The 18583-nt window shown below is 70.1% G+C and carries 14 protein-coding genes and 1 tRNA gene; 5 read left to right on the top strand and 10 right to left on the bottom strand.

The genetic code is table 11. From position 1 onward, the window contains the following. From P1K89_RS28685 to lptF, 4 genes are all read right to left on the bottom strand, one after another. Positions 1-945, bottom strand: coding sequence for a CysB family HTH-type transcriptional regulator (locus P1K89_RS28685; protein WP_284619969.1), 945 nt, complete (start codon positions 943-945; stop codon positions 1-3). Then, complete coding sequence (locus P1K89_RS28680; RefSeq protein ID WP_284619968.1) at positions 942-1328, bottom strand: sirohydrochlorin chelatase; 387 nt, start codon at positions 1326-1328, stop codon at positions 942-944. The genes P1K89_RS28685 and P1K89_RS28680 overlap by 4 nt, the downstream gene beginning before the upstream one ends. Before the next feature lie 124 nt (positions 1329-1452). Further along, positions 1453-2562: an LPS export ABC transporter permease LptG gene (lptG, locus tag P1K89_RS28675; RefSeq protein WP_284619967.1), complete on the bottom strand. Its 1110-nt coding sequence runs from the start codon at positions 2560-2562 to the stop codon at positions 1453-1455. Then, entirely contained in the window at positions 2559-3656 is a 1098-nt protein-coding gene (gene lptF / locus P1K89_RS28670) for an LPS export ABC transporter permease LptF (protein WP_284619966.1), read from the bottom strand. The genes lptG and lptF overlap by 4 nt, the downstream gene beginning before the upstream one ends. 100 nt (positions 3657-3756) lie before the next feature. Here lptF and P1K89_RS28665 point away from each other — a divergent pair, with 100 nt between their 5' ends. The 3 genes from P1K89_RS28665 (at position 3757) to P1K89_RS28655 (ending at position 7119) form a co-directional block, all read left to right on the top strand. Next, positions 3757-5220: a leucyl aminopeptidase gene (locus P1K89_RS28665; RefSeq protein ID WP_284619965.1), complete on the top strand. Its 1464-nt coding sequence runs from the start codon at positions 3757-3759 to the stop codon at positions 5218-5220. Further along, complete coding sequence (locus tag P1K89_RS28660; RefSeq protein WP_284619964.1) at positions 5217-5663, top strand: DNA polymerase III subunit chi; 447 nt, start codon at positions 5217-5219, stop codon at positions 5661-5663. The genes P1K89_RS28665 and P1K89_RS28660 overlap by 4 nt, the downstream gene beginning before the upstream one ends. Positions 5664-5991: 328 nt before the next feature. Beyond that, positions 5992-7119 (top strand): branched-chain amino acid ABC transporter substrate-binding protein, encoded by a 1128-nt coding sequence (locus tag P1K89_RS28655; protein ID WP_284619963.1) that lies wholly within the window; start codon positions 5992-5994, stop codon positions 7117-7119. Positions 7120-7214: 95 nt separating this feature from the next. Here the strand turns inward: P1K89_RS28655 and P1K89_RS28650 are convergent, their stop codons facing one another. Then, positions 7215-9671, bottom strand: coding sequence for a glycogen/starch/alpha-glucan phosphorylase (locus P1K89_RS28650; RefSeq protein WP_284619962.1), 2457 nt, complete (start codon positions 9669-9671; stop codon positions 7215-7217). Between the two features lie 122 nt (positions 9672-9793). Between P1K89_RS28650 and glgC the strand changes: the two genes are divergently transcribed. Both glgC and glgA read left to right on the top strand, forming a co-directional pair. Further along, positions 9794-11065, top strand: a complete 1272-nt coding sequence (gene glgC, locus P1K89_RS28645) for a glucose-1-phosphate adenylyltransferase (protein WP_284619961.1) — start codon at positions 9794-9796, stop codon at positions 11063-11065. Positions 11066-11081: 16 nt separating this feature from the next. Further along, on the top strand, positions 11082-12536 hold the full coding sequence (gene glgA / locus P1K89_RS28640) for a glycogen synthase GlgA (RefSeq protein WP_284619960.1): 1455 nt from the start codon (positions 11082-11084) through the stop codon (positions 12534-12536). A 36-nt stretch (positions 12537-12572) separates the two neighbouring features. Here glgA and P1K89_RS28635 read toward each other — a convergent pair whose 3' ends face one another. The 5 genes from P1K89_RS28635 to P1K89_RS28615 form a co-directional block, all read right to left on the bottom strand. Next, the gene (locus P1K89_RS28635; RefSeq protein WP_284619959.1) at positions 12573-16460 is read right to left on the bottom strand and encodes a S8 family serine peptidase; all 3888 of its coding nucleotides are present in this window, start codon (positions 16458-16460) and stop codon (positions 12573-12575) included. A gap of 124 nt (positions 16461-16584) precedes the next feature. Then, positions 16585-16675: transfer RNA gene (locus P1K89_RS28630), tRNA-Ser, on the bottom strand. Between the two features lie 41 nt (positions 16676-16716). Then, complete coding sequence (locus P1K89_RS28625; protein ID WP_284619958.1) at positions 16717-17106, bottom strand: DUF2237 family protein; 390 nt, start codon at positions 17104-17106, stop codon at positions 16717-16719. A 31-nt stretch (positions 17107-17137) separates the two neighbouring features. After that, positions 17138-18070, bottom strand: a complete 933-nt coding sequence (locus tag P1K89_RS28620; RefSeq protein WP_284619957.1) for an SPFH domain-containing protein — start codon at positions 18068-18070, stop codon at positions 17138-17140. A 16-nt stretch (positions 18071-18086) separates the two neighbouring features. Then, on the bottom strand, positions 18087-18518 hold the full coding sequence (locus tag P1K89_RS28615) for an NfeD family protein (protein WP_284619956.1): 432 nt from the start codon (positions 18516-18518) through the stop codon (positions 18087-18089). Between the last annotated feature and the right edge of the window lie 65 nt (positions 18519-18583).

Below are 18583 nucleotides of genomic sequence, written 5' to 3'. Positions count from 1 at the left end.
CTAAAGGTCGTAGGTGTCGGCATCGCCGCCCATGGCGCGCTCGATCAGCGGCCGCGTCAGGCGGTTGGACAGCAGCTCGGCGAAGGCGAAGACGAAGTGGCGCAGGTAGGCGCCGCGCTTGAACGCGACGCGCGAGGTGTTGTCGCCGAACAGGTGGCCGGTCGGGCGCCAGGCGAGGTCGCCGCCGGGCGGGTCGTCGCGCACCGCCATCTCCGAGACGATGCCCACGCCCATGCCCAGGCGCACGTAGGTCTTGATGACGTCGGCATCGATCGCCTCGAGCGCGATGTTCGGCTTGAGCCGTGCGCGCGCGAAGGCCGCGTCGATGCGCGAGCGGCCGCTGAAGGTCGGGTGGTAGGTGACCAGCGGCTCGGCCGCCAGTTGTTCCAGCGTCGGCCGCTCGACCTGCGCCAGCGGATGGCCCGACGGCACGACGAGCACGTGCTGCCACTGGTAGCAGGGCAGGGTCACGAGGCCGTCGACATCCACCAGCGACTCGGTCGCCAGGCCGATCTCGGCGACGTCGTCGATCAGCATGCGCGCGACGTCGGCCGGCGTGCCCTGGTGCAGCACCACCTGCACCTTCGGCAGCCGGCGCCGCAGCTGCGCCACCGGCTCGGGCATGTAGTAGCGGGCTTGCGAGTGCGTCGTGGCGATCGACAGCGTGCCGGCATCCTGCTTCGAGAATTCGTCGCCGATTCGCTTCAAGTTGGCCACCTCGCGCATGATGACCTCGATCGACTTCAGCACCAGCTGCCCCGGCTCGGTGACGCGGCGGATGCGCTTGCCGTGGCGCGCGAAGATGTCGACACCGAGCTCTTCCTCGAGCTCGAGGATGGCCTTGCTGATGCCCGGCTGCGAGGTGTGCAGCGCCTTCGCCGTCTCGGTGAGGTTCAGGTTGCGGCGCACGGCCTCCTGGACGAAGCGGAACTGGTGCAGGTTCATCGGGTGGGCAGCACGGGCAGGGCGGCGGCGTCGAGGGCGATCGTGGCCATCGCGTCGACCAGCGCGGCGGCTTCGCCGATCGCCGGATGCAGCACCCAGCGCACCTGCGGCTGCTCGGCTTCGAGCTGGGCCAGCAGCACCGGCACGTCCTTGCGCACATGGCCGCCGGCGCCGAGGAACAGCGGCAGCACGTCGACCTCGGTGCAGCCGGCCGCGGCCAGGCGCCGGCCGGCCTCGACGAGGCCCGGGCTCATGAACTCGAGGAAGGCGAGCTCGACGGATGCGGCGGGCCGCTCATCTCGGCAGCGGCGCGCGACGGCCTCGAACGGTCGCGCCCACGCGGGGTCCCGCGCGCCGTGCGCGAACAGCAGCAAGCCATTCAAGTCGCTCTCCATATCGACAGGGCGTTGGCCGGGCATTTCCAAGCGGACGCCGCGGAACCGGCTCTGCCGGGCCGCTGGGGTCGCCCCCCTGGGGGGGAGGCGCCGAAGGCGCTTCGGGGGGGAGTCATCTATACCTCACCAGCCACGCGAACGCGGCCATCGACATCAGCAGGAACAGCAGGCTCGGTGTCGCCGCCACCAGCCACGGCGTCCAGCCCTTCAGCACGCCGAGGTGGCCGGACACGTTGTTCAGCAGCACGAAGGCGATGCCCAGCATGATGCCGCCGAAGACCTTGTAGCTGACCGCGCCCGAGCGCGCATGCAGGTAGGCGAAAGGCAGCGCCAGCGCCACCATCACGATGCAGGCCAGCGGATAGAAGGCCTTCTTCCAGAACTGGATCTCGTGGCGCTGCGTCGCCTGGTCCTGGTCGGTCAGGTGCGCGCTGTAGCGCCAGAGCTCGACGGTGGACATGGTCTGCACCGGCAGCAGCGCGGCGGCGACGACGTTGGCATCGAGCGTCGAGCGCCAGGCCAGCTCGGCCAGCGACTGCATCGCCATGCGCGCGTTGTCGCCGGCTTCGTCGGGCACCGGCCAGTCGGTGCGCTGCACCTCGCGCAGCCGCCAGGTGCCGTCCTTCGCGACCGAACCCACGCGTGCGCCGATCTGCGTGCGCAGCCGGCCCTCGGGATCGAACTCGAAGATGCGGATGCCGTGCAGCTCGCCGGCGGCGTCGATGCTGGCGACATTCACCGACACGTTGCGCTGGCCCTGCGCGTCGGTGCGGCGCTCCTTCAGCCAGGCGCCGCCGCGGCCGGGCGCGACGCCGCCGCGGTGCTTCAGCAGCACGGCCTCGCGTTCGGTGTATGGCGCGGCGTAGTCCCCGATCAGAAAGGTCAGCGCAGCGAACACGATGCCGGGCACTGCCAGCAGCGCGAGCGCCCGGCCCGGCCCCAGGCCGCCGGTGCGCAGGATCGTGAACTCCGACGACTGCGCGAGCCGCGCCATCGCGTAGATCGTGCCGATCAGCACCGCGATCGGGAACAGCTCGTAGAAGTGGCCCGGCAGCTCGAACAGCGAACGCAGCATCGCGTGGCCCAGCGTGTAACCGTCGCGGCCGACGTTGTCGAGCTCGTCGACGACGTCGATGAAGAAGAACAGCGACAGGAAGGCGATCGCGACGAAGGCGACGGACCACACGATGTCGCGGTACAGCAGGCGGCGGACCGTCCTCATGCGGGCACCGCCTTGGCGGGGCCGCCCGAGCGCAAGTGTGTCGCGTTGTCGCGCCACCAGATCAGCGCCAGCGCGAGCGCGAAGCCGCCGCCGTGCAGCCACAGCATCACCGGCGCGAAGGCGAAGCGCCCGCCGGCGATCCACGCCTGCGACAGGTTGATCAGGTTGAAGTAGACGACGAAGGCCAGCAGCGAGAACAGCAGGTTCCAGTTGCTGGCGCGGCGCGGATTCGTCGCCGCCAGGCCGATGCCCAGCAGCAGCAGGTTCGCCGCGGCGAACAGCAGGCCGAAGCGCCACGCCAGCTCGCCCTGGTGGCGTGGCTGCGGGTCGCGGATCAGCTCGATCGTGGCCAGCGTGCGCGGCGGCTTCTGGCTCGCCTCGCGCACTGCCTTCTCGTCGGCCAGCACGCGGTAGCTGTCGAAGGCGGCCAGCGTGCGCGTGCGCGCGGCGGTGTCGATCTCGTTGCGCTGGCCGTTCTCGAGGATCAGCATGCGGTCGCCATCGACCACCTCGAGCCGGCCGGTGCGCGCGGCCGTCACCGATTCGAGCTGCGCCTTGCGCATCAGGATGAAGACGTTGTGGCCGTCGCTGCCTTCATGGCTGGCGCGGTCAACGAAGAAGACCCGGTTGCCGTCGCGCGAGGTCTGGAACACGCCCGGCGCGACGCGCGACAGGTCCGAGCGCTGCTCGTAGCGCTGGCGCAGTTCGGTGCTGCTGCGGTTGCCCCACGGCCAGACGAAGAGCAGCAGCACGCCGATCACCAGCAGCACCGGCCAGGCCATGCGCAGCACCGGGCGAGCGAAGCGCGCGAGGCCGACGCCTGACGAGAACCAGATCGCCATCTCGCTGTCGCGGTACATGCGGCCCAGCGACAGCACGACGGCGATGAACAGCGACAGCGTGATCATCGTCGGCAGGTGGCCCAGCGCGGAGTAGCCGAGCACCAGCACCACGTCCTCGGGCGCGACCACGCCGCCCGCGGCCTGGCCCACGGTGCGGATCAGCATCATCGTGATCACGATCGTCAGCACGACGACCAGCGTCGCGCCGAAGCTCCGCGCCAGCTCTCGGCGCACAGTTGAATCGAATAACATCGTCGGCTCTCTAGTCAATGTGGCTCTGCCACTTGACTTGACCCCCTTGGGGGGCGGCGGCGTAGCCGCCTGGGGGCTTCAATCAACAACCTGACGAATTATGGACTTCCGTACCCAAGTGACTGCGCCCGGGGCCACAAGCCGATTCAACGCAGACGCACTGCTGATCGTGACGGCCGGCGACAAGCTGCCCGCGGGGCTGGATGACCCGATCGCGAAGGTGATCGACGAGGCCGTCACGCTCGACGACTTCGCGTTCAAGGCCGGCAAGCTCGCGTACCTGCGGGCGGTCGACGGCGTGAAGGCGCCGCGTGTCGTGGTGGCCCATGCGGCCAGCGCCAGCGCGAAGGCGCTGAAGACGGCCGCCGCCGCCGGCTTCGGCGCATTGAAGGGCTTGGGCGTCAAGCATGTCGCGGTCCAGCTGGCCGGCTTCGGCGAGCTGCAAGGTGCGCACGCCGAGAGCGTGGCCACCGCCGCCGGTGATGCGGTGTACCTCTACCGCACGACCAAGCCGAGCGCGCCGGCCGCGCCGAAGCTCGACAAGCTGACGCTGCTGGCCGCATCGAAGCCGGAGGCGAATGCGCTGAACGCCGGCTTCGAGCGCGCCGCGGCGATCGTCGAAGGCGTGACGCTGGCCCGCGAGCTCGCCAACCGCCCGGGCAACCACTGCACGCCGACGATCCTGGCGAACGAAGCGCGCAAGATGGGCAAGGCCAACGGCCTGCGCGTCGAGGTGCTGGACCGCAAGCAGATCGAGGCGCTGGGCATGGGCTCGTTCCTCGCGGTCGCGCAGGGCTCGGACGAGCCCCCGCGCTTCGTCGTCATGCACTACCAGGGCGCCGCCAAGTCGGCCGCGCCGGTGGTGCTGGTGGGCAAGGGCATCACCTTCGACACCGGCGGCATCTCGCTGAAGCCCGGTGCCGAGATGGACGAGATGAAGTTCGACATGGGTGGCGCGGCCAGCGTGATCGGCACGATGCGCGCCGTCGCGCAGCTCAAGCCGAAGCTCAACGTGATCGGCATCGTCGCGGCCACCGAGAACATGCCCAGCGGCCGCGCGGTGAAGCCGGGCGACGTGGTCACCAGCATGTCGGGCCAGACCATCGAGATCCTCAACACCGATGCCGAAGGCCGGCTGATCCTGTGCGATGCGCTGACCTATGCCGAGCGCTTCAAGCCGGCGGTGGTCGTCGACATCGCCACGCTGACCGGCGCCTGCGTGATCGCGCTGGGCAACCACCGCTCGGGCCTGTTCACGCCGGACGACGCGCTGGCCGCCGAGTTGCAGGCTGCCGGCGACGCGGCACTCGACCCGTGCTGGCGCATGCCCACCGACGAGGACTACGACGAAGGGCTGAAGAGCAACTTCGCCGACATGGGCAACATCGGCGGCCGCGCCGGCGGCGCGATCACCGCGGCGATGTTCTTGAAGCGCTTCACGAAGAAGCTGCGCTGGGCGCACCTGGACATCGCCGGCACGGCGTGGAAGTCCGGTGCCGCGAAGGGCGCGACCGGCCGCCCGGTCGGGCTGCTGACGCACTTCGTGCTCTCGCAGGTGAAGTGACGCCCGACGTCGCGTTCCACACCGGGCTGGCGGACAAGCCGGCCTATGCCTGCCGCCTGCTGCGCAAGGCCTGGCGCTCGGGCGCGCGGGTGATCGTCACCGGTGCGCCCGAGGCGCTGAACCGGCTCGACGTGCAGTTGTGGACCTTCGAGCAGGACGAGTTCCTGCCGCATGCGCGCCGGCGCGGCGCAGAGCCGCGCGATGCGCTGCTGGAGGCGCGCACGCCGATCTGGCTGGCCGATCGCATCGACGACTGGCCCGCGCCGGAGCGGCTGGTGCTGGTGAACCTGGGGCCCGCGCTGCCGACGGTCTTCGAGCGCTTCGCGCGCGTGATCGAGCTCGTCGGCACCGACGAGGACGATGTGTTGGCCGGCCGTCGGCGCTGGCGTGAGTACCTCGCCGCCGGCTGCCAGCCGAAGAAGCACGAAGCCGCAGCGGCGTGATCGCCGCGCGCCGCTGCCTGCGCAGCGGGATCGCGCCGGGCCGCCGCCTGCGCAGCGGGTGCGCCACAAGTGCTTACCCGTAGCCGCGATCACCGGCGTCGTCCGCGCGCGCCTGCCGCGCGTTGTGCTCGTCAGCCGCGGCGACGGATCGCCAGTGATCGCGCATGCAGGCGGAGGGTTCTTCGGCACGGGGCTTGCGACGGCGCAGGCTTCCCCGAGGATTCCCGATGTGGGGTGTCTAGACAATTGGAGTAACGTTGCGCCCGTTGAGAAAACACCCCCTGAAGCGGACCCTTTCGAGTCTCAACATCCATCCGGAGGTATTTGCATGCAATTCAAACTGAAGCTCCTCGTCGCTGCGTCCGTCTCCCTGCTGGCCGGCGCCTCGATGGCGCAGGAAGTGCTGAAGATCGGCCACGTCGGCCCGGTCTCCGGTGCCCAGGCGCACTATGGCAAGGACAACGAGAACGGCGCCCGCATGGCCGTTGAAGATCTGAACGCCAAGGGCGTGACGATCGGCGGCAAGAAGTACAAGCTGGAACTGGTCGCCGAAGACGATGCGGCCGATCCGAAGCAGGGCACTGCGGCTGCCCAGAAGCTGTGCGACGCGAAGGTCGCCGGCGTCGTCGGCCACCTGAACTCGGGCACGACGATCCCCGCGTCGACCGTGTACAACCAGTGCGGCATCCCCCACGTCACGCCGTCGGCCACCAACCCGAAGCTGACGCAGCAGGGCTACAAGACCACCTTCCGCCTGCTGGCCAACGACAACGCGCTGGGCGCCGGCCTGGCGCTGCACGCGGCCAACAACCTGAAGCTGAAGAAGATCGCGATCATCGATGACCGCACCGCCTACGGCCAGGGCGTTGCCGAGGTCTTCAAGAAGACCGCGTCGCAGAAGGGCATCACGATCGTCGACGAGCAGTTCACGACCGACAAGGCCACCGACTTCATGGCCATCCTGACCGCCATCAAGGCCAAGGCACCGGACGGCATCTTCTACGGCGGCATGGACCCGCAGGCCGGCCCGATGCTGCGCCAGATGGAGCAACTGGGTCTGTCGAACGTCAAGTTCTTCGGCGGCGACGGCATCTGCACGGCGAAGCTCGCCGAGCTGTCCGGCGGCGCGAAGACGCTGGGCAACGTGGTCTGCGCCGAAGGCGGCGCGTCGCTGGACAAGATGCCCGGCGGCAAGGCCTGGAAGGACCGCTACGACAAGAAGTACCCGAACCAGTTCCAGGTCTACTCGCCGTACACCTACGACGCGGTTCACGTGCTCGTCGACGCGATGCAGCGTGCCAAGTCGATCGACCCCAAGGTCTACACGCCGTTCATCGGCCAGGCCAACCTGCAGGGCGTGACCACCAAGATCGCCTTCGAGGCCGACGGCGAGCTGAAGAACCCGGCCATGACGCTGTACAGCTACAAGGACGGCAAGAAGGTTCCGTTGAACTGATCGGTTCTTCGGACCTGCACGACAAAGGGGCGCTTCGGCGCCCCTTTTCTTTCCCTCGCGCCCTGTCGATGGGCGCACCTTTGCGGCGTTAGCGCTCAGCGCACCGGCAGCCCCCAGATGCGCTCGGCATACTCGCCGATCGTGCGGTCGGCCGAGAACGGCCCCATGCCGGCGATGTTGAGGATGGCGGTCCTGGCCCACGCCGCCGGGTCGCGGTACAGCGCATCGACGCGCGACTGCGTCGCGACGTAGTCCTCGTAGTCGGCCAGCAGCAGGTAGTGGTCGCCGCCCCACAGCAGCGAGTCGACGAGGTCGCGGTAGCGCGTCGGCTCGTCGGGCGAGAAGGTGCCGGCGGCGATGGAGTCGAGCACCGCCTTCAGCTGCGGATTGCTTTCGTACAGCCGCAGCGGCTGATAGCCGGCGGCGCGGATCGCCGCGACCTCGTGCGTGCGTTTGCCGAAGATGAAGATGTTGGCATCGCCCACGGCCTGGCGGATCTCGATGTTCGCGCCGTCGTCGGTGCCGATGGTCAGGGCGCCGTTCAGCGAGAGCTTCATGTTGCCGGTGCCCGAGGCCTCGGTGCCGGCGGTGGAGACCTGCTCGGACAGGTCGGCGCCGGGCATGATGACCTCGGCCGCGGCGACGCCGTAGTTCGGCACGAACACCACCTTCAGCCGGCCGCCGAGGCGCTCGTCGGCATTGACCACCGCGCCGACGTCGTGGATCAGCCGGATGATCTGCTTCGCGCGGTGGTAGCTCGACGCCGCCTTGCCGGCGAAGATCACCGTGCGCGGCTGCCACGCGGCCTGCGGTTGGGCCAGGATCGCGCGGTAGCGCGTCACCGCGTGCAGCAGGTTGAGCAGCTGCCGCTTGTACTCGTGGATGCGCTTGACCTGCACGTCGAACAGCGAGGCCGGGTCGACGTCGATGCCGGTCTCGCGGTCGATGAAGGCCGCCAGCCGTTCCTTGTTGCGGCGCTTGGCGGCCATCACCTCGGCCTGCAGGCCCGGGTCGCCGGCCAGTGGCCGCAGCCGCGCCAGCTCGCCCAGGTCGCGCCGCCAGGCGTCGCCCAGGCGGGCGTCGAGCACCTTGGCCAGCGAAGGGTTGGCCTGCCCGAGCCAGCGCCGCGGCGTCACGCCGTTGGTGACGTTGCTGAAGCGGTCCGGCCACAGCGCGGCGAAGTCCGCGAAGATGGTGCGTACCAGCAGGTCGCTGTGCAGCGCCGAGACGCCGTTGACCTGGTGGCTGCCGACGACCGCGAGATGCGCCATGCGCACCCGGCGTTCGCCGTGTTCGTCGATCAGCGAGACGCGGCGCAGGAAATCGGCGTCGCCCGGGCGAAGCGCACCGGCCTCGAGCAGGAACTCGTGGTTGATGCGGAAGATGATCTCCAGGTGCCGCGGCAGCACGTGCTGCATCAGGCCCACCTCCCAGGTCTCCAGCGCCTCGGGCATCAGCGTGTGGTTGGTGTAGCTGAAGATGCGCCGCGTCATGGCCCAGGCCGGTGCCCAGCTGAAGCCCTGTTCGTCGACCAACAGGCGCATCAGCTCGGCGACGCCGATCGCCGGATGGGTGTCGTTCAGATGGATCGCCACATGCTCGGCCAGACGGTCGAGCCTGCCGTGCTCGGCCAGGTGGCGCGCGACGATGTCCTGCAGCGAGGCCGAGGTGAAGAAGTATTCCTGGCGCAGCCGCAGCTCGCGGCCGGCCGGCGTGCTGTCGTTCGGGTACAGCACCCACGAGATGTTCTCGTAGGCGTTCTTGAACTCCGCCGCGCGCTGGTAGTCGCCGGCGTTGAAGGCATGCAGGTCGATGTGGGCCGGCGCCGCGGCCTTCCACAGCCGCAGGGTCGCGACGCGCTCGCTGGCATGGCCGGGAATCACGTGGTCATAAGCCTTGGCCATCACTTCGCCGGCGTGGCGCCAGATCGGCGGGGCATCGGGCGAGTCGGCCGTGGGCGCGCGTTCGACCCAGCCGCCGAAGCGCACGCGGTGCGCGACCTCGGGCCGCGGGAACTCCCAGGGCGTGCCGTCCGCCAGCCAGGGGTCGGGGTACTCGACCTGGCGGCCGCCGTGGATCTCCTGCGCGAACATGCCGAACTCGTAGCGGATGCCGTAGCCGAACGAGGGCAGTCCGAGCGTGGCCATCGAATCGAGGAAGCAGGCCGCCAGCCGCCCGAGGCCGCCGTTGCCGAGCGCGGCATCGGGCTCGGCGGCCTGCAATTCCTCCAGCCGCTTCGCATGCGTTGCCACCGCATCGGCCGCCGGCCCTTCGAAACCCAGCGCCGCCAGTGCGTTGCCGAGGCTGCGGCCGATCAGGAACTCCATCGACAGGTAGTAGACGCGGCGCGCCTTCGCGGCGGCATCGGCCTGCTGGCCGGCGACCCAGCGCCGCGACAGCTCCGCGCGTGCCACCTGCGAGAGCGCCTGCGCCAGCGCCCCGGTGGACGCCTGCGCCGGCACCACGCCGACGGTGTCGAGCAGGTGGCGGTCGAGGCGCTCGTTCAAGGGCGGGTCGGGCAGGCCGGTGACTTGCGCGAGCTTCGTGACCATGGTCTTTCCTCGTGGTTCGCGAAATCCATTATTCACGGCCGGCCGTCGTGGCACCATCTGTCAAGGAAACGGGACGGCCGGCCTCGGCCGTCCCGGAGCGTTCAGACACGAGGAGACCTGCGATGCCGACCCGCGAACTCGCCTCCAGCCTCGACCTGCCGAAACGCGCCGTCGCGCTGGTGCTGGCCGGCGGCCGCGGCAGCCGCCTGAAGGCGCTGACCGACCGGCGCGCCAAGCCCGCGGTGTACTTCGGCGGCAAGTTCCGGTTGGTCGACTTTCCGCTGTCGAACTGCCTCAACTCGGGCATCCGCCGCATCGGCGTCATCACCCAGTACAAGAGCCACAGCCTGCTGCGCCACCTGCAGCGCGGCTGGGCGTTCCTGAAGAGCGAGATGAACGAGTTCGTCGACCTGCTGCCGGCGCAGCAGCGCATCGACGAGGAGCACTGGTACCGCGGCACCGCCGACGCGGTCTACCAGAACCAGGACATCCTGGCCGCCTACGGCGCCGACTACATCGTCGTGCTCGCCGGCGACCACATCTACAAGATGAACTACGCGCTGCTGCTGGCCGATCACGTGGCGCAGGGCCGCGAATGCACGGTGGCCTGCATCGAGGTGCCACGCGAGGAAGCCTGCCAGTTCGGCGTGATGGCCATCGACGCGAAGCGCCGCATCATCGACTTCGTCGAGAAACCCGACGATCCGCCGACGATGCCCGACAAGCCGGACCGCGCGCTCGCGAGCATGGGCATCTACGTGTTCAATGCGCGTTATCTCTACAAGGAGCTCGAGCGCGACATGGCCGATGTGGCATCCAGCCACGACTTCGGCAAGGACATCATTCCCACCGCGGTGAGGAACGGTTGTGCGGTGGCGCACCCGTTCGAGTTGAGTGCCGTCGGCGCGAGGGCCGGCGGCGAACCGTACTGGCGCGACGTCGGCACGATCGACGCGTACTGGGACGCCAACCTCGACCTCACCGCGACGGTGCCGGCGCTCGACCTGTACGACACGCGCTGGCCGATCTGGACCTACCAGCCGCAGCTGCCGCCGGCGAAGTTCGTGCACAACGAAGAGGCGCGGCGCGGCATGGCGATCGAGTCGCTGGTGGCCGGCGGCTGCATCGTCTCCGGCCATGCGTACCGCAGCCTGATGTTCTCCAACGTGCGCGTGCATTCGCATGCCGAGGTCGACTGGTCGGTGCTGCTGCCGGGCGCGGTGGTCGGCCGGGGTGCGAAGCTGAACCGGGTGATCGTCGACCGCGGCTGCGCGATCCCCGATGGCCTGGTCGTCGGCCATGACGCCGAGGCCGATGCCCGGCACTTCTACCGCAGCGAACACGGCATCACGCTGGTGACGCGCGGCATGCTCGACGCGATGGTGAACAACTGATGGGGCCGGTGAACTGATGCGGGTGCTGCATGTTGCCGCGGAGGTCTATCCGCTGGTCAAGACGGGTGGGCTGGCCGACGTGGCTGCGGCGCTGCCGCCGGCGCTCGCCGCCGCAGGCGCCGACGTGCGGCTGCTGCTGCCGGGCCTGCCGCCGATCCTCGACGCGGTGCAGTCCGCGAAGATGGTGCTCGACATCGGCAGTGCGTTCGGCGCGCTGCGGGTGAAGCTGCTGCTGGCGCGCATGCCCGGCAGCCACCTGCCGGTCTACGTGATCGACGCGCCGCACCTGTACCGGCGCGCCGGCGGGCCCTACCAGGCGCCCGACGGCAGCCCGTGGCCGGACAACCTGCGCCGCTTCGCGCTGCTCGGCTGGGTGGCCGCCCACCTGGCCGCCGGTGATGCGGACATCGACTGGGTGCCGGAGGTCGTGCATGCCCACGATTGGCATGCCGCGATGAGCTGCGCCTACATCGCCGACCATCTGCCGACCCCGGCGGCCAGCGTCTACACGGTGCACAACATGGCCTTCCAGGGCCTGTTCCCGCACCACGACTGGGCGATGCTCGGGCTCTCGTCGCGCTTCATGTCGCCGGCCGGGCTGGAGTTCCACGGCCAGCTGTCGTTCATGAAGGCCGGGCTGAAGTTCGCCGACCGCGTGACCACCGTCAGCCCGACCTATGCGCACGAGATCTCGACGCACGAGTTCGGCTTCGGCCTCGACGGCGTGATCCGCGGCCGCGGCAGCGAGGTCAGCGGCATCCTCAACGGCATCGACCCGCAGGTATGGAATCCGGCGACCGATGCCGCGCTGGCCGAGCGCTACGACGCGCAGCGGCTGGACGGCAAGCAGCGCTGCCGGCGCGCGCTGCAGCAGCAGCTCGGACTGGAGGTCGACGAGCATGCGCTGCTGGTCACCGTGGTCAGCCGCCTGACGTCGCAGAAGGGCCTGGACCTGGTGCTCGGCGCGCTGCCGGCGCTGGTGCCGGCGGGCGTGCAGTTCGCGGTGCAGGGCACCGGCGAACCGGCGCTCGAGGCCGCCTTCCGCATGGCCGAGCAGATGCATCCGGGCCGCGTGCGCGTGCACATCGGCTACGACGAGGCGAGGGCCCACCAGATGATCGCCGGCGCCGATGCCATCGCGGTGCCCTCGCGCTTCGAGCCCTGCGGGCTGACGCAGATGTACGGGCTACGCTACGGCACGCTGCCGATCGTGCGCCGCGTCGGCGGGCTGGCCGACACGGTGGCCGACGGCGAGACCGGCTTCTGTTTCGATGCGGCCAGCGTGGCGGCGTTCGAAGGCGCGGTGCGGCGCGCGATCGAAGCCCGCGCGCAGCCCGCCACCTGGACCGCGATGATGCGCCGCGGCATGGCCCAGGACCTGTCCTGGGCGCATGCGGCCAGCGACTACCTCGTGTTGTACGCGGCCGCGGTGCGCTCGCGGGCGGAGACGCCGCGGCTGGCGGCCGGCTGAGCGCCTGCCACCTGTTCGCCGCAGGTCACCCGCTGATCAGCCACCGAAGGGCAGGTAAGCCAGCCCGGTGTCGGCCAGCCCCGTCAGCGCGATGCTGTCCGTGTTCAGCTCGTGCCGGCAGGCGATCACCGCCAGCTCGGCCTGGCTGAAGCTGCCGGCGTCGAGCAGGCCGACGAAGCCCGCCAGTTCCGCTGCCGTGGCGTCGCGGCCGACGACGTTGTGGAACACCAGCCGCACGAAGTCGGCGTTCGAGCGCGAGCCGGCGAGCTGCGCGAAGGTGTCGGTGGCCAGGGCCGCGGCGACCAGCGCCTCGTACCCGACGCCGTCGTCGAACAGCTTCAGTCCGATGCCGGCATAAACGCGGTTGGCCAGGCCCGCGTCGCCGAACAGCGCGCGCAGGATCTGCGCGGTCTCGCCGGCATGGGCGTCGCGGGCGGTGTCCAGCGCCAGCGAGACATCGCCGAACGCGATGCGTTCGATGTCGACCAGCTCGTCGCTGCCGTCCGCGCCGCTGCCGCTTCCGCCATGCGCGATGCGCCATGGGCCGCTCGCTTCGTGCGTCAGCGTGTAGGCCCCGCGCAGGCCTGTGTAGCGGGCGAGGTCGGTGCCTGCGCCGCCGTCGAGCCGGTCGTCGCCGCCGCGGCCCATCAGCTCGTCGTCGCCGCGCATGCCGCGCAGCGTATTGGGCAGCGCATTGCCCAGCAGCGCATCGTCGCCGTCGCCGGCCACCGCATGCTCGATGTCGGTGCCGGTCGCGATGGTCAATGCGTGGCCGTCGAGCCAGCTGCCGGCGCCGGCGACGAGATCGATGCGGCTGTCGCTGCTGATCGCAGCGGCATTCAGCGTATCGATGCCGCCGGCATCGGAAAGCACCGCGCGCGCGGGTTGCGCGGCGGCGGACTCGCCGAACTCGTCCGTGTAGACCAGCAGGTCGTCGGCGGCGTCGGCATGGCCGATCAGCGTCAACGACCAGGACTGCAGCGTGCCGGTGTCCTGCGCGGCTTCGTCGAAGACGGTCAGGCTCCAGCGGCCGAGCGACGACTCGCCCAGGCTCAGCACGCTGGAGAAGGTGAAGTGGATGTCCGACTGGTGGGCGCCGAAGGGCGACTGGTCGTTCTGCGCCGGCCGCGACAGGATCCAGCTTTCGGTGCCGGACGGTGACACCAGCTGCAGCGACAGGTCGCCGACGTAGCCGTGCGCGATGTCGACGTGGACCTCGATGCGCTCGACGACGATGGCCTGCGCAACGTCCACGGCCTGCGTGACCGACGAGGCGCCATCGGGGATCGGCGCCGGCGTCGCCCGGGACGCGTGCACTTCCACCGCGTTGCCCGCGGTCGCCGGCGTCGGGCGCCAGGTCTCGGCCAGGCGCACGGCCGCGTGCGCGTCGACGAGGCCGAAGCCGAGGTCGTGGTCCTGCGCGTCGTAGTGCAGGCCGCCGCCGTTCCAGCCGGTGCCGCCGTTGTAGCGCCAGTCGTTGTGGGCATCGTCGGACAGCCTTGCGCTGAGCGCGAGGATCTCGTGCACGTCGCGGTATCCCAGATGCGGGTTGGCCTGCAGCATCAGCGCGGCGATGCCGGAGACCACCGGCGCCGAGAACGAGGTGCCGGCGATCTGCACATGGTCGCCCAGGTCGTAGCCGGCGCGGCCGCTGCGATCGGTGGTCAGGATGTCGCCTGCGCCGCCGTCTCCGGCGCCACCCGGGGCGGCCACCAGGATCGACGCGCCGGGCGAGGTGTAGCCGGTGGCGGCGCCCTGGTAATCGGTGGCCGCGACCGTGACGATGTAGCGGCTGTTCTGGAAGCTGTGCAGGTTGGTGTCGTCGCCGTACTCGAAGCTGTTGCCGGCCGACTGCACGACGATCGTGCCGAGCCCGCCGCGGCCCTGCTCGGCGAGCTTGCGCAGGGCGGCGCCGCTGGCGGCGAAGGCCGGGTCGTCGAAGTTGTCGGCGAAGGCCCAGGGCTCGTCGAGGTAGTACTGCGGCGCGAAGCCCCAGCTGTTGTTCAGCACGTCGAGTCCCAGCGCATAGGCAAAGGCGTTCTCGATCTCCAGCGTGCCTTCTTCGGTGTAGCCGGTGTACACCGATACCAGCGTGGCGCCTGGTGCGACGCCGACCGACCCGCTGCCGTTGCGGGCCGCGCCGATGACGCCGGCGACCGCGGTGCCATGGCCGTCCCAGGCGCTGACCGGCGCGCCACCGGCGCTGAGGTCCAGCGCCGTGCGGCCACGGCTTGCATCGACGTTGGCCGCGAGGTCGCCGTGCGTGTTGTCGATGCCGTCGTCGAACACGCCGACGCGCACGCCGCGGCCGTCGAACTCCGGCCACAGCGGGAAGACGTTCACGCCGCTGTCCGGGTAGAGGTGCCACTGGCGCGCCAGCAGCGGATCGGTGGGCAGCGCGGCGCCCAAGGGCGTGTCGTTGTCGACGATCGCGGCTTCGGCGTAGGCGCTGCCGACGACCGCGCCGGCGGCGCCGGAGAGCAGCAGCATCAGCGACTCCTGCGGCTCGAACAGTGCATCGTCGGTGATGGCGATGTCGACGATCACGCTCGTCTGGCCCGGCGCGAAGCTGATGCTGTGGCGTCCGCCGGTGGCGTCCGCGCCCGGCAAGGCGGTGTCCCCCAGCACCTCGAGCTGGAGGACGACCGGTTGCGTCGAGGCTTCGCTCAACGTCACCTCGACATGCAGCACCCCGTCGCCTTCGTTCGCGACGAAGCGCTCGCGCATCGATACCTCGAGGTCGGAGCCGGTGCGGAAGTTGTATCGCGTGTAGGCCGCGTTCGGCTGGTCCTCGAGATCGCGCACCGCGCCGGCCCCGATCTCGAGCGCATACGCGGTATCCCGCTTCAGCGCCTGCGCCGGGTCGATGCGCAGGTGATTGCCATCGACGCTCAATTCGCCGCTCGTCGCGGCGTCGAAGCGCGCCACGACCGCGCCGGTGCCGTCGCGCAGCAGGATCGTGCCGTTGCCGCGCTGGATGGGTTCGTTGAAGGTGATGACGAAGTCGCTGCTGACGCTGATCGCGATCGCGCCGTCGGACGGGCTGAAGTGCAGCGGCGTCGGCGCCGACGGCGTCGAGAACTGCGAGAACTCGAACAGTTCGTCGCCGAAGTACAGGTACTCGACGTCGCGCAGGCGGTCCGTACCTTCGAAGTCGGACGTGACCGTGAGCCAGCCGGTCGCCGCGTCGTAGCGCACGTCGAGCTGATCCAGCGTCGTCAGGAAGGCCGCGATGTCGTCGCCGCCGCCGCCGTCCACCGTGTCGTCGCCGAGGAACGCACCGAAGAAGTTGTCGGCCGCGTCGCCGGTCAGCGTGTCGTCGAAGAAAGAGCCGTAGACATTCTCGATGCCCGACAGCGTGTCGTGGCCGTCACCGGTGGCAGTGCCGCGCGCGAGGTCGACCACGACGCCGGACAGCGCGAACGTGTAGTCCGCGTTGTCGTCCCCGAGACCGCCGTCGAGCTCGTCGTCGCCTTCGCCGCCGTCCAGCGTGTCGTCGCCACTGCCGCCGGAGAGCCGGTCGTTGCCGGGGCCGCCGTGGAGATCGTTGTCGCCGTTGTCGCCGCTGATGCGATCGTCGTAGATCGAGCCCCAGACGTTCTCGATCGACACCAGCTGGTCGTTGCCGCTGCCGCCCGTGGCCGTGCCGATCGCCAGGTCGACGGCCACCGCCGCGGTGGCGTCGTCGTAGTACACGTCGTCGATGCCGGTGCCGCCGTCGAGGCGATCGTTCCCGCCATAGCCCTGGAGCGCGTCGTCGCCGCCGCGGGCGGTCAGCGTGTCGTCGCCCTCGGTGCCTTCGAGGTAGTCGTCGTCCGACGTGCCGTCGACCACCCCGTGCGGGCCGAAGCCCCGGTTGAACCCGTGCGTCGATGGACGCGACGAAACCTCGACCGCGCTGCGGCCGTCTTCTTTGCGAATCATTGGAAGCCTCCCTCGTGCGAGTCGGCGGCGCGTCGTGGCGCACCGGCCGAACCACGGCAGTCTAGCGGGGATGCAGCTTGATGGCCGTCATGCGCACCCGGCGACACACCGTCGACTTCGGGGGTGGCGGAGGGAGCGGGATTCGAACCCGCGGTGGGCTGTTAACCCACACACGCTTTCCAGGCGTGCGACTTAAACCACTCATCCATCCCTCCGCAGGGACGGGTTGCCCTCCCGGGCAACGAAGCCGACGATTCTAGCCGACCGGATCGGGCGTCGAGGCGCGCAGCCACTCAAGCGGCACCAGCTCCGTCGCCCGCTCGTGCGTCGCCTCCAGCACCACCGGCGGCGCGCAGCCTTCGAGCCACGCCTCGCGCCAGCGCAGCGCGCAGACGCACCAGCGGTCGCCCGGCTTCAGGCCGCGAAAGCGCAGTTCCGGCCGCGGGGTGATCAGGTCGTTGCCGCGCTCCATCTGGAAGTTCAGGAAGCCGACGGTCACGCGCACGCAGACGAGGTGGCTGCCGGTGTCGTGCTCGTCGCTGTGGCAGCAGCCGTCGCGGTACCAGCCGGTCAGCGGGTCGTAGGAGCAGGGCTGCAGTGCGCTGCCGAGCACGTTGCGGGCCTCGGCGCGGCGGTCGATGCTCATCGCAGGGCTCCGGGGCGGCGCATCGGCCGGGTCAGGCGCGCTGCGCCGGTGCCGGCACACCGTCGCGCCGCATCACCGCCATCGCCGTGGCGATCAGGCCGGCCACCTCGGTCATGTTGCCCGGCACGATCATCGTGTTGTTGACCTTCGCCAGGTGGCCGTAGGCCTCGATGGCGCGCTCGGCCACCTTCAGCTGCACGGCATCGGCGCCGCCCGGCTCCTGGATCGATGCGGCGATCTTGCGGATCGCGTCGGCCGTGGCGTCGGCCACCGCCGTGATCGCCGCGGCCTCGCCTTGCGCCTTGTTGATCTCGGCCTGCTTCTCGCCTTCGGAGCGGGCGATGGCCGCCTCGCGCTCGCCGGTGGCGATGTTGATCTGCTCCTGGCGCCGGCCTTCGCTGGCGGCGATCAACGCGCGCTTCTCGCGCTCGGCGGTGATCTGCGCCTGCATCGACCGCAGGATCTCGGCCGGCGGCGTCAGGTCCTTGATCTCGTAGCGCAGCACCTTCACGCCCCAGTTCAGCGCCGCCTCGTCGAGCGAGGCGACCACGCCGGCGTTGATCTGGTCGCGCTCCTCGAAGGTGCGGTCGAGCTCCATGCGGCCGATCACGCTGCGCAGCGTGGTCTGCGCCAGCTGCGTGATGGCGACGATGTAGTTCGACGAGCCGTAACTCGCGCGCATCGGATCGGTGACCTGGAAGTACAGGATGCCGTCCACCGTCAGCTGCGTGTTGTCCTTCGTGATGCAGACCTGGCTCGGCACGTCGAGCGGGATCTCCTTCAGCGAATGGCGGTAGGCGAGGCGGTCGACGAAGGGCACGAGGAAGTTCAGCCCCGGCGTCAGGGTGGCGTGGTACTTGCCCAGGCGCTCGACGACCCAGGCGTTCTGCTGCGGCACGACCTTGACCGAGCGGATCACGAAGATCGCCGCGATCACGAGGAAGACGAGGGCGATGATTTCCACGAGGGGTTCCTTCAGGTCAGGCGGCGGGACGGTCGAGCTGCAGCTGGTTGCCGAGGACTGCGCGGATCACGTGTTCGCCGGGCTGCGGCGTGCCCTGTCCGGCGAAGCGAGCGTCCCAGGCGGCGCCGCGGTAGTGCACGCGGGCGGTACCGTCCCCGGTCCAGGCCTCGACACGCACGCGGCTGCCGATGTCGAGGTTGACGTCCGGATTCGCCGTGGTGTCGGTGATCGGCCGGCCGCGCCGCTGGTGCCAGAGGGCGACCGCGCCGATGCCGATCAGGGCACCGATCGTGTACTGGCCGATGTGCCCCAGGCCCGCATGCGCCGCCAGCGCGGCGGCGGCCGTGCCGATGGCGAGCATCAGCAGGTAGAAGGTGCCGGTGGCGAGCTCCGCGGCAACCAGCGCCGCCGTGCCGAGCCACCACCATGTCGAAGCTGTCCAGTCCATGCGTGCACTCCCGAGCCCGCGCCGCGGTCCGGTCCAGTGTAGCCAGCGCCGCGGCCGCTGCGGCG

It is taken from the genome of Aquabacterium humicola, assembly GCF_030167915.1.
Lineage (GTDB): Bacteria > Pseudomonadota > Gammaproteobacteria > Burkholderiales > Burkholderiaceae_C > Pseudaquabacterium > Pseudaquabacterium humicola.
The sequence above is the reverse complement of the archived record's forward strand: the minus strand, read 5'-3'. Positions and strand labels throughout refer to the sequence as shown.

Bases quoted from the DNA above. Each gene is read 5' to 3' on its own strand.
- P1K89_RS28685 (WP_284619969.1), bottom strand. From the start codon at position 945: ATGAACCTGCACCAGTTCCGCTTCGTCCAGGAGGCCGTGCGCCGCAAC.
- lptG (WP_284619967.1), bottom strand. From the start codon at position 2,562: ATGAGGACGGTCCGCCGCCTGCTGTACCGCGACATCGTGTGGTCCGTC.
- lptF (WP_284619966.1), bottom strand. From the start codon at position 3,656: ATGTTATTCGATTCAACTGTGCGCCGAGAGCTGGCGCGGAGCTTCGGC.
- P1K89_RS28665 (WP_284619965.1), top strand. From the start codon at position 3,757: ATGGACTTCCGTACCCAAGTGACTGCGCCCGGGGCCACAAGCCGATTC.
- P1K89_RS28655 (WP_284619963.1), top strand. From the start codon at position 5,992: ATGCAATTCAAACTGAAGCTCCTCGTCGCTGCGTCCGTCTCCCTGCTG.
- P1K89_RS28650 (WP_284619962.1), bottom strand. From the start codon at position 9,671: ATGGTCACGAAGCTCGCGCAAGTCACCGGCCTGCCCGACCCGCCCTTG.
- glgC (WP_284619961.1), top strand. From the start codon at position 9,794: ATGCCGACCCGCGAACTCGCCTCCAGCCTCGACCTGCCGAAACGCGCC.
- glgA (WP_284619960.1), top strand. From the start codon at position 11,082: ATGCGGGTGCTGCATGTTGCCGCGGAGGTCTATCCGCTGGTCAAGACG.
- P1K89_RS28635 (WP_284619959.1), bottom strand. From the start codon at position 16,460: ATGATTCGCAAAGAAGACGGCCGCAGCGCGGTCGAGGTTTCGTCGCGT.
- P1K89_RS28625 (WP_284619958.1), bottom strand. From the start codon at position 17,106: ATGAGCATCGACCGCCGCGCCGAGGCCCGCAACGTGCTCGGCAGCGCA.
- P1K89_RS28615 (WP_284619956.1), bottom strand. From the start codon at position 18,518: ATGGACTGGACAGCTTCGACATGGTGGTGGCTCGGCACGGCGGCGCTG.